At 73.2% G+C, this 12990-nt stretch carries 11 protein-coding genes; 9 read left to right on the top strand and 2 right to left on the bottom strand.

Going from position 1 to position 12990, the window contains the following annotated elements; translation table 11 throughout:
- The first annotated feature begins 49 nt into the window (after positions 1-49).
- The 7 genes from ACFV4F_RS01780 (at position 50) to ACFV4F_RS01750 (ending at position 6884) form a co-directional block, all read left to right on the top strand.
- The gene (locus ACFV4F_RS01780; protein WP_380500079.1) at positions 50-475 is read left to right on the top strand and encodes a hypothetical protein; all 426 of its coding nucleotides are present in this window, start codon (positions 50-52) and stop codon (positions 473-475) included.
- On the top strand, positions 472-1290 hold the full coding sequence (locus ACFV4F_RS01775; RefSeq protein ID WP_380500078.1) for a nucleotide exchange factor GrpE: 819 nt from the start codon (positions 472-474) through the stop codon (positions 1288-1290). Before ACFV4F_RS01780 ends, ACFV4F_RS01775 begins: the two co-directional genes overlap by 4 nt.
- An 11-nt stretch (positions 1291-1301) precedes the next feature.
- Entirely contained in the window at positions 1302-3860 is a 2559-nt protein-coding gene (locus ACFV4F_RS01770) for an Hsp70 family protein (RefSeq protein WP_380436618.1), read from the top strand.
- Entirely contained in the window at positions 3857-4141 is a 285-nt protein-coding gene (locus tag ACFV4F_RS01765; protein ID WP_380498893.1) for a hypothetical protein, read from the top strand. Before ACFV4F_RS01770 ends, ACFV4F_RS01765 begins: the two co-directional genes overlap by 4 nt.
- A 9-nt stretch (positions 4142-4150) precedes the next feature.
- On the top strand, positions 4151-4768 hold the full coding sequence (locus ACFV4F_RS01760) for a 2'-5' RNA ligase family protein (protein ID WP_380500077.1): 618 nt from the start codon (positions 4151-4153) through the stop codon (positions 4766-4768).
- A gap of 96 nt (positions 4769-4864) precedes the next feature.
- Positions 4865-5104: a chaplin gene (locus ACFV4F_RS01755; protein ID WP_380436612.1), complete on the top strand. Its 240-nt coding sequence runs from the start codon at positions 4865-4867 to the stop codon at positions 5102-5104.
- A gap of 148 nt (positions 5105-5252) precedes the next feature.
- The gene (locus tag ACFV4F_RS01750) at positions 5253-6884 is read left to right on the top strand and encodes an AMP-binding protein (protein WP_380500076.1); all 1632 of its coding nucleotides are present in this window, start codon (positions 5253-5255) and stop codon (positions 6882-6884) included.
- A 230-nt stretch (positions 6885-7114) separates the two neighbouring features.
- Here the strand turns inward: ACFV4F_RS01750 and ACFV4F_RS01745 are convergent, their stop codons facing one another.
- Both ACFV4F_RS01745 and ACFV4F_RS01740 read right to left on the bottom strand, forming a co-directional pair.
- Positions 7115-7516, bottom strand: a complete 402-nt coding sequence (locus tag ACFV4F_RS01745) for a YccF domain-containing protein (protein WP_380436608.1) — start codon at positions 7514-7516, stop codon at positions 7115-7117.
- A gap of 112 nt (positions 7517-7628) precedes the next feature.
- On the bottom strand, positions 7629-10655 hold the full coding sequence (locus tag ACFV4F_RS01740) for a hypothetical protein (protein ID WP_380500075.1): 3027 nt from the start codon (positions 10653-10655) through the stop codon (positions 7629-7631).
- 183 nt (positions 10656-10838) lie between these two features.
- Here ACFV4F_RS01740 and ACFV4F_RS01735 point away from each other — a divergent pair, with 183 nt between their 5' ends.
- Positions 10839-11243 (top strand): DUF6153 family protein, encoded by a 405-nt coding sequence (locus ACFV4F_RS01735; RefSeq protein ID WP_380500074.1) that lies wholly within the window; start codon positions 10839-10841, stop codon positions 11241-11243.
- Between the two features lie 61 nt (positions 11244-11304).
- Positions 11305-12885 (top strand): multicopper oxidase family protein, encoded by a 1581-nt coding sequence (locus tag ACFV4F_RS01730; protein WP_380500073.1) that lies wholly within the window; start codon positions 11305-11307, stop codon positions 12883-12885.
- The last annotated feature ends 105 nt before the right edge of the window (positions 12886-12990 follow it).

The raw sequence follows: 12990 nt of genomic DNA, 5'->3' as shown, positions 1-12990 counted from the left end.
CGTCCACACCGCGGTCCCGGGCCGCGGCCGAAGGAGAGCAACCCGCGCCATGCCACTGGAAGAACCGTCGCCGTACGAGATCCTGGGCGTCCCGCCGACCGCCAGTGCGCGCGAGATCCTCCTCGCCGTCGGCCCGGCGACGAAGTCCGGTCGCCACACCCGCCAGCAGGTCCAGGAGGCCGCCGCCCTGCTGCGCAACCCGGACAAGCGCCTGGAGCTGGACCTCCAGCAGCCCCTCCCGCCGGAGCCGGTCGACCGCGCCGCCGGGCTGCTGGCGCCGGCCCTCGCCGACCCGCTGCTCGTCGTCGAGCGGCCCCAGCCGCCGCCTGCTGCCTCCTTCCTGGCGCTCCACCGGGCCGAGCTGGCCGCCGACTTCGCCGAGCCCGCCCCGCCGGGCACCGCCCCCGAACCGCCCGTCCCCGCCCGCTTCGCCGCCGACCTGTCCGTGCTGCCGCAGATCGAGGTCCCCGAATGACCACCCACCACGCCCCGAGCCCCGAACCGTCCGCCCCGTCGCCGACGTCGGACCAGGCGCCGGACCAGGCATCGGACCAGGCACCGGCCCCGGCCGCCCTGCCCGGGCGGCTGCCGGCGCCGCTGCCGGTGCCCGAGCGCGCCCGGGCGCTCGACCTCGGGCAGAGCTTCACTCAACTGCTGTTCCGCGCCTCGATGCTGACGCGCAAGCGCGAGGAGGAGGCGCAGGCCGCCCGGGCCGCGCAGCAGGAACTGCTCGGCGCGCTCGTCGAGGTGGACGACGCGCTCGCCTCGCTCGGCCTCGACCCGGAGCTCGTCCACCTCGGGCGGGGCGCCGGGATCGAGGCGACCAGGCGGCGCCTGCTGGGACGGCTGGCCAGGGCCGGGGTGCGGCCGATGCGGCTCGAAGGGCTGACCGCGGACCCGGTGCTGGCCGAGATCGTCGGCACCGAGCCGCGGCCGGGGGTGGCGCCGGAGACGGTCGTGCAGACGGTCGTCACCGGGTTCTTCTGGGGGGACGAGGTGCTGCGCCGGGCCCAGGTCGTGGTCGCGGCGCCGGTGTCCGAGCCGGAGCCGGAGCCGGAGCCGGAGTCCGTGTACGTGCTCGGCGCCGGGTACGTGGAGGCGGTGCTCACCCCGGAGCCGAAGCCCGAGGAGGCCGTCGAGCCCGAGCGCGTCGTCGAGCCCGTCGACCCCGTCGACCCCGGCCCCGGCCCCGCCGCGTCGGCGGGCCCCGGCCGCCCGAAGACGCCGCCCACCAGGCCCCGGCGGGCCCGCACGGGCTCCGGTACGCGCCGCAAGCGGAAAAAGAACTAGAGGGGGACACCATGTACCGCACACTCGGCATCGACCTGGGCACCACCAACTCGGTGGTGGCCCACCTGCGCCGGGGCGAGCCGGAGATCGTCTTCAACCGGCAGAACCAGGAGGCCACGCCCTCCGTCGTCGGCACCGGCCGCAAGGGCGAGCTGCTGGTCGGCTCCACCGCGCGCAGCCGCACCGCGATCGACGGCGCGAACGTGATCCGCTCGGTCAAGCGCTTCATGGGCCGCAAGTTCAAGGACCCGCAGGTCCAGGCGGCCCTCAAGGAGGTCGACTACAAGGTCACGGCCGGCACCGACGGCGACGTCAACGTCTGGTTCAACGGCCGTTCCTACACCCCGATCGAGATCTCCGCGATCATCCTGCACCGCCTCAAGGAGGACGCCGAGCAGCGCTTCGGCGAGCCGTTCCACCGGGCCGTCATCACCGTCCCGGCGTACTTCGGCGAGCGGCAGGTCGCGGCCACCCAGGAGGCGGGCCGGCTGGCCGGCCTGCACGTGCTGCGGATCATCAACGAGCCGACCGCCGCCGCCCTCGCCTACGGGATCACCTCGGAGGCCGGCGACGAGGGCCGCACCGTCCTGGTCTACGACCTCGGCGGCGGCACCTTCGACATCTCGATCCTGCTGCTGGTGCCCGGCTCGGTCTCGGTGCTCGGCATCGAGGGCGACAACCTGCTCGGCGGCGACGACTTCGACCGGGCGATCACCACCGCGCTGCTCGACGACATCCGCGAGGAGTACGGCTCGGACTACCAGCCCGACCTGCGCGACCGCCCGAAGATCGCCTCCACCGCCGAGACGGTCAAGATCGAGCTCTCCCACCAGGAGTCCTCCGAGGTCATCCTCCCCGGCCTCGGCGCCGGCCAGCTGGTGCTGGAGACGGAGTTCGAGCGCACCCGCTTCGAGGAGCTCATCGAGGGCCACATCGAGCGCACCATCGAGCTGACCCACAAGGCCATCATGCAGGCCAACCTCACCGTCGGGGACATCGACGAGGTCGTGCTGGTCGGCGGCTCCACCGCGATCCCGCTGGTGGCGCGGCGCCTGGGCGAGGTCTTCGGGCCGCGCCGGATCCGGCGCGGCGTCAACCCGATGCAGTGCGTCGCGCTCGGCGCGGCCGTGCAGTCCGCGCTGGTCGGCGAGGTCGAGTGCCCCGAGTGCCGGGCGCCCGGCGACCTCTCCGCCTCGGCCTGCGCCAACTGCGCCACCTCGCTGCTCGGCGGCCCCCGGGTGTCCTGCCCCACCTGTCACGTCCCGGTCGACGCCGAGGCCGCCGCCTGCCCCAAGTGCAGCCAGGCGCTGGACGGTTCGGGCGCCGTGACGCCCCCGTCCCAGGCGCCCACCGTCGCCCACAGCGACAACTGCCCGCGCTGCGGCACCCCGGCCGCCCCCGGCGTCACCGCCTGCGAACTGTGCGGCGAGCCGCTCAACTCGGCCGCCCCCGGGCAGACCAGGGTCGCCTCCAGCGCCGCCGAGGACGTCGGCCTGCGCTGCGCCTCCTGCGGGGTGGTCAACCGGCCCGGGAGCGAAGTCTGCACGGGATGCGGCGAGTTGATGCAGGTCACCAACCCGTTCGACATCACCCCGAAGAACCTCGGCATCGAGCTCAACGACGGCCGGCTCGCCGTCATCATCCCCAAGAACACCAGCTACCCGACCAGTTCGCCGGTCAGCCGGGAATTCGTCGTCTCCGGCAGCGGCCGCCAGCGCCTCGAAGTCGCCGTCTACGAGGGCGAACACGAGATCGCCCAGCAGAACGAGCTGATCGGCCACCTCACCCTGCGCCTGCCCGCCGGCCTCGGCGGCCGCACCCCCGTGGCGGTCTCCTTCGGCCTCGACCGGGACCGCACCATCACCCTGTCGGTGCGCATCCAGGGCGGCGGCGAGAAGACCGTCAAACTCGAACGGGTCACCCTCGACCCCGAGTTGAAGGTCCAGGTGGAGGAGCAGCAGCGGCAGATCGAGACCTTCACCGACCGCTGGGGCGGCGAGCTCACCGAGGCCGAACTCCGCGAGGCCCAGCGCCTCATGGACACCCTCGACGACCTCGCGGCCGGCCAGACCCGCGGCCAGTCGGTCGACGAGGCCCTGGAGCGGGCCCAGCGCCAGCTCAAGGCCCAGCGCTGGGTGCGCGGTTCGGAGGCGTACCTGAGCCTGTTCATCCACTACTGCGAGAAGCACCTCGACCCGAGCGACCTCGACCGCCTGCGCTCGGTCGCCGCCGACCTGCGGCTGCGCCGCGAGGCGGCCGACTGGGAGGGCGCGATGCGCGCCGCCCAGCGCGCCGACGAGCTGTGCGACTCGCTCGGCCACACCTTCCGCATGCTCACCATGTGCAACGTCTACGTGAGCCAGAACCTGGTCTCGCCCGGCCTCGCCCAGCAGATCATCGCCGAGCTGCGCGGCCTGGACGCGGCCGTGGAGTCCGCCAACATGGAGGCCGCCAACCGGCACAACTCCGCGCTCCTGGTGCTGTACGCCCAGGCGCAGCGGGAGCTGGGCAACGACCCGACGCCGGAGTCGCTCGGCCCGGTGCGCCCCGAGGAGGCCGGTCCCCGATGAACCCCGACGACGCCGTCCCGCCGATCGAGGTGCCCTGCCCGCAGTGCGCCGTCCCGGCGGATCCGGAGAGCCTGCGCTGCCCGTCCTGCCGGGAGGACCTGGTCGCCCTGGTCCGGCTGCGCTACGCGGGCCGGATCGACTACAACGAGGCGCTCGACGCCGTCCGCGGGGGCGACGACCCGACGGCGCGCGTGCTCCTGCGCCGGGCCTTGCGGGCCGAGCCGGGCCTGCACCCGGCCCGGGAGCTGCTGGACGCGGTGGAGGCGCGGCTGGGTCCGTAGCCTGGCCCCATGGACGGCAGGACGGACGACGGGGCGGCGGGCCGGGCCGTCGTCCGTCCTGCCGTCCTGGACCTCCCGCCGACACCGCGCACGGCCGTCGCCTGGCTGCCGCCGCCCGAGCTGTGGCCGGCCGTCCAGGCGATCCGGCTGGTGCACGACCCGCAGGTCCGGCGCTGGCCGCCGCACGTCAACGTGCTCTTCGGATTCGTCCCGGAGAGTGAATTCGCCCGCGCGGTCCCGCTGCTCTCCGCCGCCGTGGCGCGCACCTTGCCGTTCCCGGTCCGCCTGAGCGGGGTGCGCAGCTTCCGGCACCGCGCGTACGCGACCGTCTGGCTCGATCCGGCCGCCGCCGGGTCCGCGCCCTGGGTCCGGCTGTACGCGGACCTCCTGGAGCGCTTCCCGCGCTGCCGCGGCCGCGCCGGCGGCTTCACGCCGCACCTGTCGCTCGGCCGCACGCAGCACCCGAAGGAGCTCGCCGCCGAGTGCGCGGCCCGGCTCGGCAGCTTGTCCGCGCAGGTCGGCGCGCTGACGGTGCTGTCCCGGCGGGGCGACGGGCCGATGCTCCCGCGCGCCTCCGTGGCCCTGGGCAGCGGTGACGTAACGTGGTCGGACGACACGCCGTCGTAGCGAGCAATACCGGCATTTCGGGCACCGGATCGAGTGAGATCGGGGGCGAGTGTGATCGTCACACGGTTTTTCGCCACCCTCACAAGGAGTGACGCAATGCGTATTCGCACCACCCTCGCCGCCACCGCCCTCGCCGCGATGTGCGTCCTGGCCGGGGCCGGCACCGCCGCGGCCGGCGACGCCACCGCCAACGGTGTCGCGTTCGGCTCGCCGGGTGTGCTGTCCGGCAACCAGATCCAGATCCCGGTGAACGTCGAGGCCAACGTCTGTGGCAACTCGATCGGCGTGGTCTCGATCCTGAACCCGGCGTTCGGCAACACCTGCATCAACGCCTGACGACGGCCCTGGGCCGTCCGCCGACTCCGGCGGGCGGCCCTTCGCCGTGTCCGGGCCGGGGCCGTACCCCCGTTCGGGGGTGGCGCCGGGGGTGCGGGATCGGGACCATGGTCCCCGACCCTCGCGATCCCCAGCCAGGAGGCAGCACGTGCGGACCACGTCGACCAGTCGCAGCTACTCATCCGGCACCGCGGACGTGCCGCTGCTCGGCGACACGATCGGCGAGAACCTCGACCGCGCGGTCCGCGCCTTCCCCGGGCGCGACGCCCTGGTGGACCGCGCCACCGCCCGCCGCTGGACGTACGCCGAACTCGCCGCCGACGTCGACGCGCTGGCCCTCGGCCTGCTCGCCCTCGGCATCGCCAAGGGCGACCGGGTCGGCATCTGGGCCCCCAACTGCGCCGAGTGGACGCTCACCCAGTACGCCACCGCCAAGCTCGGCACGATCCTGGTGACGGTCAACCCGGCCTACCGCTCGCACGAGTTGGAGTACGTGCTCAACCAGGCCGGGATCCGGCTGCTGGTGGCGGCGCCGTCCTTCAAGACCTCGGACTACGCGGCGATGATCGACGAAGTCCGGCCGCGCTGCCCGGAATTGGAGCGCGTCGTCCTGATCGGCAGTGCGGCCTGGGACGACCTGCTGACCGTCGGCCGCCGGGCCGACCCCGAGCCCCTCGCCGTCCGCGGGGCCGAACTGGCGCCGGACGACCCGATCAACATCCAGTACACCTCCGGCACGACCGGCTTCCCCAAGGGCGCGACGCTGTCGCACCACAACATCCTCAACAACGGTTACTTCGTCGGCGAGTTGCTCGACTACACCGAGCAGGACCGGATCTGCATCCCGGTGCCCTTCTACCACTGCTTCGGCATGGTCATGGGCAACCTCGCCGCCACCTCCCACGGCGCCTGCACGGTCATTCCGGCCCCCTCCTTCGAGCCCGGCGCCACCCTCGCCGCCGTCGCCGCCGAGCGCTGCACCTCCCTCTACGGGGTGCCCACGATGTTCATCGCCGAGCTCGCCGACCCGGACTTCGAGCGCCACGACCTCTCCAGCCTGCGCACCGGCATCATGGCCGGCGCCCCCTGCCCGACCGAGGTCATGAAGGACGTCATCGACCGGATGGGCATGGCCGAGGTCTCCATCTGCTACGGCATGACGGAGACCTCGCCCGTCTCCACCCAGACCCGCACCGACGACTCCGTCGAGCGCCGCGTCTCCACCGTCGGCCGGGTCGGCCCGCACCTGGAGGTCAAGGTCATCGACCCCGCCACCGGCCGCACCGTCCCGCGCGGCGAACCCGGCGAGCTCTGCACGCGCGGATACTCCGTCATGCTCGGCTACTGGGGCGAGCCCGAGCGCACCGCCGAGGCCGTCGACGCCGCCCGCTGGATGCACACCGGCGACCTCGCCGTCATGGACGAGGACGGCTACCTCGCCATCACCGGCCGCATCAAGGACATGGTCATCCGCGGCGGCGAGAACCTCTACCCGCGCGAGATCGAGGAGTTCCTCTACACCCACCCCGACATCCTCGACGTCCAGGTGATCGGCGTCCCCGACCCCAAGTACGGCGAGGAGCTGATGGCCTGGATCCGCATGCGCGAGGGCGCCGCACCCCTCACCCCCGAAGCCGTCCGCGCCTACTGCACCGGCCGGCTCGCCCACTTCAAGATCCCGCGCTACGTCCACGTCGTCGACGAGTTCCCGATGACCGTCACCGGCAAGATCCGCAAGGTCGAGATGCGCGACATGGCCATCGGCATCCTGGACCTGTAGGAACGCCGACGGGCGCCCACGGGTTTAATACACCGCGCGCCGGCGCCCGCCCCGACCCCACCACACCGCGCCACCCGGGTGACCCGCCACCACACTCGCCCCCCCCCCATCCCCCCCCTCCGCACCCTTCGTTGCTGGGGGCGTCTTTCCCCTGCGACATGCTGTCGGGGCCGCCCCCGCCCGCGCCCTGCTTTTTTTCACTCCTCGTCGGCCGTCGCGCGCCCGTTCCCCTACCAGCCGGCGAAGCGCTGGTCCGTCGACACGATCTCGCGCCCGAGCGGGGTGAGGGAGATCGGGATCATCTTGAGGTTGGCCCACCCGAAGGGGATCCCGATGATCGACAGGAACAGCGGGATGCTGGTGATCAGGTGCCCGAGGGCCAGCCACCACCCCGCGAACACCAGCCAGATCACGTTCCCGACACAGGACGCCGCCCCGGCGTCCCGCCGCTCGACCGCCGTCCGCCCGAACGGCCACAGCACGTAGCCGGCGATGCGGAACGAGGCAATGCCGAACGGGATGGTGATGATCAGTACGCAGCAGATGATTCCGGCGATGACGTAGCCGATCGCCATCCAGATGCCGCAGAAGATCAACCAGAGGATATTGAGAACGAGATCGATAACCTTCACGGTTGGCACCTTCTCACGAGCGGCGGTTGGACCCTACGACCAGCGATGCCCGCCGGCTCCCGTGTCTACGCCCTTAGGGGGTGTGTCTCAGGGGCCGTTCCGGGTCGGGGGGTCAGCCCCAGTTGCCCGTCAGGGGGATGTCGCCGGGGTTGCCGAAGACGACGGCGTAGGGGATGACGGTGCCCTCGTTGGCCGAGGCGTAGAAGGAGCGGTCGGTGGAGCGGTAGATGCCGACGGTGTCGATCCCGGTGCCGTCCCAGTCGCCCTTGACGGGGGTGTCGCCGGGGTTGCCGAACTTGAAGCGGTGGTCGGCGTCGCCGGGGGTGTTGGAGTCGCGCAGGTAGAACATCTGGGTGGTGGGGTCGTAGGCGCCGATGGTGGTGGTGCCGGTGCCGCTCCAGTTGCCGACCAGCGGGGTCCAGCCGGGGTTGCCGTACTTGACGGTGTACGTGGGGGTGGCGTTGTCGTCGCTGAGGTAGAAGTTCTGGTCGCTCGGGCGGTAGACGCCGACGGTGGTGCGGCCCCGGCCGCTCCAGTCGCCGACCAGGGGGATGTCGCCGGTGACGCCGAAGCGGACGGTGGCGGCCGGGGTGGCGTTGTCGTCGGTGAGGACGAAGGTCGCGGTGTCGCGGTGGTAGACGGCGACCGTGTCGGTGCCGGGGCCGTTCCAGTGGCCGGTCAGCACGACGTCGTCGGGCCCAGTGACGAGGCCGGCCACCGAGCCGACGCCGAGGAGGGTGTCGTTGTGGCTGTTCTCGCTGACGGTGCGGTCACCGGGGCGGTAGACGCCGACGCCGGTCGCCGGGCCGGCCGGGGTGGCGTTGATGACGGCCTTGCCGATGGCCTGCTGGCGCGCGGTGGTCAGCGGCATCGTGCCCGGCTGCTTCGAGTCGAGCCAGCGGAAGTTCTGGAGGTAGACGATCCGCGGGTTCTGGGCGGCCATCGCGCGGTAGTCGGCGTTGTCGGCGGCGAGGGCCGCGTCGGTGGAGTTCTCGCAGCCGTTCGGGTGGTCGAGGCCGGTGATGAAGGACTCGGGGAAGAGCACGAGGTGCTGGTCGGGCGAGGCGAGGGCGCCCTGGAGGGTGGCGAGTTCCTGCTGGAGGCGGCCGCGTCCGGCGCAGTAGTGGTCGAAGCCGACGAAGTCGGCCGCGCGCGGGACGGGCCGGGTGAGGTTGTAGGCGTCGGTGGTGTAGGCGATCGGCTTGTCGGGGAAGGCGGCCCGGACCTGGTCGGCCTCGGTCTGCACCTGGTCGGCCGTGAAGCCGTGGTAGTACGGCTCGTCGAGCAGGTAGATCATGGAGATCTTGTCGAGGTTGGAGCCGATCCGCCCGCGGAGCGCGGCGAGGTTGGCCGCCGCGTTCGGGTCGGGCCCGGTGATGTTGCCCTGGGCGTCCTTCAGCGTGACGACGCTGTAGACGTCGAGGACGCAGGAGGCCGGTCCGCAGTAGTCGAGGAAGCCCGAGTAGCGGGGGTTGGCGAGGTCCTGGCCGATGTAGTTGTTCATGTTCGTCCACGGCGCCACTTCGGGGCTGTGGTCGATGTTGTCGCGCGGATCCATGATGTCGAAGTAGCCGTAGTAGTCGAGCCCGCCGAGCATGGTGACGCGCAGGTCGTCGGCCGTGCCGACGGCCCCGGGGGTGGTGCGCCGCGAGCCGAGGTACACGTAGCCGTCGCGGGGGAGCGCGGCCGGGGTGGGGCCGGCGAACACCGTGGTGCCGTTGACGGTGACGGTCGCCTGCCCGGCCGTTCCGGCCGCGAGCGCGAGCGAGACGTCGTAGGTGTCCGACGCCGGGGTCACCGAGCCGACGGCGAGCGGGAGTTGCCGGCCGCCCTGGTACAGCGTCAGCGCGCCGCCGGCCTGGACCTGGAGGCCCAGGGCCACGTCGCGGGCGTCGACGGCGCCGGTGCTGCCCGAGCCGTTGCTCACGAGGAGCGAGGCCGCGTCCGTCCCGCCGGTCGATCCGACGGCCGGGGTGAGGCGCGCGTGGACGGTGTAGGCGCCCGAAAGGTCGGCCGTGGCGGGCTTGTCGAGCCGTACGGCGGCCGTGCCCTGCGGGAAGGAGAGCGCGTTCGGGGCGACGGGGTCGTTGACCCGCACCGAGCCCGTCGGCGGAGAGGCGGCGAGGCCCTGAACGCCGGACACCGCAGTGTAGTTGGCGCTGACGACGGTCGGCTGACGGGCGCTCAGGTCGTCGTTGAGGCCGTGGTCGCCGCCGGCGGGGGAGCCGTCGAAGGTGTCGACGAACGGTTTGGCGCCCGCCGTGGCGCTCGCGTCGATCCGGCTGACGTTCACGCCGGTGCCGGCGCCGTCGCCGAAGGTGGTCACCGAGTTCCGGTCGGACAGGTACGCCCCGAGGTAGAGGAACGCGCTGCTCGGCCAGCGGTTGACGCCGGCCGGCGCCGCGACCGGGAAGACGGTGCCGTTGACGGTCAGGGCGAGCGCCCGGTCGGCGCCGCTGGAGACGGTCAGCGAGACGGCGTACTTGTCGGCGGCCGGCACCGTGCCCGTCCAGAACGGGGTTTCGCCGCCCCCGCCGTGGAAGAGCGAGAGCTTGCCGGAGGAGGAGACGATGAAGCCGAGGTCGACGTCGGAATTGGTCACGTAGCCGGTGGCGCGGTGGCTGCGACTGAGCACGATCGAGGCCCAGTCGGCGCTCGCGGTGTCGCCGACGACGGGGTCGACGACCGTGGACACGGTGAACCGGCCGTCCTGGTCGGCCACGGCCGGGGCGCCGAGCATGACGGCCGAGACGCCGAGCGAGAACACCATGCGGTTCGGCTGGGCGGGGTGGCTCGTCTGCACGTAGTGGGGCGGCGGTGCCGTGGTGGTGTCCCAGCGGCCGGAGACGCGCGTCCACGACGCGGTCCGGACGCCGTTCTGCCGTCGGTCGAGGCCCACGTTCAGGCCGTACAGCGGGTCGGTGTCGAGGGCCGGGTCCTGCTGGAAGGAGTCCCTGAACGGGCCGGCGGCGGTGAGGTTCGCTGGGACGGGGGCGGAAGCGGCTATTGCCGGGGCGGCTGTCGAGGGTGCTGCGCCGATCCCGGCCGTCGCCACGGCCAGGGAGAGCAGGGTGGCGGCGGCGCCGAGTCTGCGGCCCGCGCGCCGCAGGAGGGTCGCCGGGTGTCGTGGCAGGGCCATCGGGTGCAGCTCCAGGGTGTCGCGGGAACCGGTGGCTCCGGACGGGGCCGCCGCGGGGCAGCCCGACGTGCGCGCCGTCGGGCGCGTCGGTGTGCGTGATCTCCCCCGGCCCGGATGCTACCGGGGGCGGGACGGGTGCGAACAACGGGTCACACGGTGATGCGGTATACCCTGTGGGGGTAAATGGCGGAGTGGAGGTGGGCGGTGCGGGACGGCATGGTGCGGGTCCTGCGCGGAGTTCTGCTCGCCGCCCTGCTGTTCGGGGTGCTGACCATGCACACGCTCGGGCATCCGACCGGTGGGCACGGAGGACGGCACGGCGGGGAGCATGTCGCCGTCCAGGTGCACCGGTCGCACGACGTCACGGCCGACCCCGGGATGCCCGGCGGGATGGACCCGATGGCGGTCTGCCTTGCCGTGCCGGCCGGTTGGGGACTCGTGCTGCTCGCCGTCGGGGGGTACGTGTTGCGGCGGGCCGGTGATTCTGCTGCTGCCGTGCGGGCGTTGCTGCTGGCCGCCGTCCGGGCGCTTCCGCCGCCCCGGGGCGGGAGGTCGGTCCTCGCCGAGGTGTCGGTGCTGCGTCAGTAGGCGTGTGGCGGTTGCCTCGCACGTCCACCGACCCACACCTACACACGAGGTGCATTTCGTCATGCGCACACCCTCTCGACGCGCCGTGCTCGGCGCGGCGCTCGCCGCTGCCGGGACCGGGATCCTGGCCGCCTGTTCGGACTCCATGAAGGGCATGGAGGGCATGGACCACGGCAAGCAGGCTCCGGCGCCGGCCGGCTTCGTCCGTCCGGACGGTCCCGAGGTCGCCGCCGCCGAGGCGCGGCGCAACCCCGGGGCTGAGCGCAAGGTCGCGCTCACCGCCACCGAGACCACCCTCGACCTCGGCGGGCGCACCGTCCGCAGCTGGGCGTACGGCGACGCGCTGCCCGGCCGCGAGGTCCGCGCCACCGCCGGCGAGACGCTCGCGCTCACCCTCGCCAACCACCTCCCGCAGCCGACCTCGCTGCACTGGCACGGCCTCGCGCTGCGCAACGACATGGACGGCGTCCCGGGGGTGACGCAGGATCCGGTCCGGGCCGGGGCAGCGTTCGACTACCGCTTCGCGCTCACCCGCCCGGGCACGTACTGGCTCCACCCGCACTCCGGCGTCCAGCAGGACCGCGGGCTGTACGCGCCGCTGATCGTCGACGACCCGAAGGAGCCGCTGGCCTACGACAAGGAGTGGGTCGTCGTCCTGGACGACTGGCTGGACGGGGTGGACGGGAGCACCCCCGAAGCCGTCCTGAGCGAACTGTCCAAGGGCATGGGCGGGCACGACATGGCGGGCATGGGCGGGCACGACATGGCCGGCATGGGGGGCCACGACGCGGCGGGCACGGCCGGCCCCTCGCGCATGCTCATGGGTGCCCGCAGTGACCTGCTCGGCGGTGACGCGGGCGACGTCGCGTACCCGTTCCACCTGGTCAACGGCCGCCTCGCGACCGCGCCCGAGACCTTCACCGCCAAGCCCGGCGACCGGGTCCGGATCCGGCTGATCAACGCGGGCGGCGACACCGCCTACCGGGTCGCCCTCGGCGGCCACGAGCTGACCGTCACCCACACCGACGGCTTCCCGGTCGAGCCGGCCGCCACCCGGGCGCTCCTGCTCGGCATGGGCGAGCGCTACGACGTCCTGGTGACCGTCAAGGACGGCGTCTTCCCCCTCACCGCCCTCGCCGAGGGCAAGGGCGCCTCCGCGCTCGCGCTGCTGCGCACCGGCGGCGGCGCCGCGCCCGACGCCTCGGTGCGCCCGGCCGAGCTGGACGGCCGGCTGGTGACCGCCGCGCAGCTCACGGCGGCCGCGGGCGTCCGGCTGCCCGCCAAGGCGCCGGACCGGACGGTGCGGCTGGAGCTGACCGGAGGCATGGCGAAGGCCGACTGGGCCTTCGACGGCCGCAGGTACGACCCCGCGCAGCGCCACCCGGTGGCGGCGGGGGAGCGGGTGCGGCTGGAGTTCCGGAACTCGACGGACATGTGGCACCCGGTCCACCTGCACGGGCACACCTTCGCGCTCGTCGGAGCGGCGGGCGGCGGCCCGCGCAAGGACACCGCGATCGTGCTGCCCGGCACGACGCTCGCCGTCGACTTCGACGCCGACAACCCGGGCCTGTGGATGGTCCACTGCCACAACGTCTACCACGCCGAGACGGGCATGATGACGGTCCTCGGTTACCAGGCGTAACGCCTGCCGGTGCCGGGCCGGGGGGGGGGGGCCCCCCCCCCGCGGCCCCCCCCGCGCCCCCCCCCCCCCCCCCCCCCGGGGGGGCGCCGCGCCCCCCGGGGGGGC

The organism is Kitasatospora sp. NPDC059722 (assembly GCF_042733235.1).
GTDB lineage: Bacteria > Actinomycetota > Actinomycetes > Streptomycetales > Streptomycetaceae > Kitasatospora.
The sequence above is the reverse complement of the archived record's forward strand: the minus strand, read 5'-3'. Positions and strand labels throughout refer to the sequence as shown.

Coding starts and splice junctions, on each gene's coding strand:
- ACFV4F_RS01780 (WP_380500079.1), top strand. CDS start 50: ATGCCACTGGAAGAACCGTCGCCGTACGAGATCCTGGGCGTCCCGCCG.
- ACFV4F_RS01775 (WP_380500078.1), top strand. CDS start 472: ATGACCACCCACCACGCCCCGAGCCCCGAACCGTCCGCCCCGTCGCCG.
- ACFV4F_RS01770 (WP_380436618.1), top strand. CDS start 1,302: ATGTACCGCACACTCGGCATCGACCTGGGCACCACCAACTCGGTGGTG.
- ACFV4F_RS01765 (WP_380498893.1), top strand. CDS start 3,857: ATGAACCCCGACGACGCCGTCCCGCCGATCGAGGTGCCCTGCCCGCAG.
- ACFV4F_RS01760 (WP_380500077.1), top strand. CDS start 4,151: ATGGACGGCAGGACGGACGACGGGGCGGCGGGCCGGGCCGTCGTCCGT.
- ACFV4F_RS01755 (WP_380436612.1), top strand. CDS start 4,865: ATGCGTATTCGCACCACCCTCGCCGCCACCGCCCTCGCCGCGATGTGC.
- ACFV4F_RS01740 (WP_380500075.1), bottom strand. CDS start 10,655: ATGGCCCTGCCACGACACCCGGCGACCCTCCTGCGGCGCGCGGGCCGC.
- ACFV4F_RS01735 (WP_380500074.1), top strand. CDS start 10,839: ATGGCGGAGTGGAGGTGGGCGGTGCGGGACGGCATGGTGCGGGTCCTG.
- ACFV4F_RS01730 (WP_380500073.1), top strand. CDS start 11,305: ATGCGCACACCCTCTCGACGCGCCGTGCTCGGCGCGGCGCTCGCCGCT.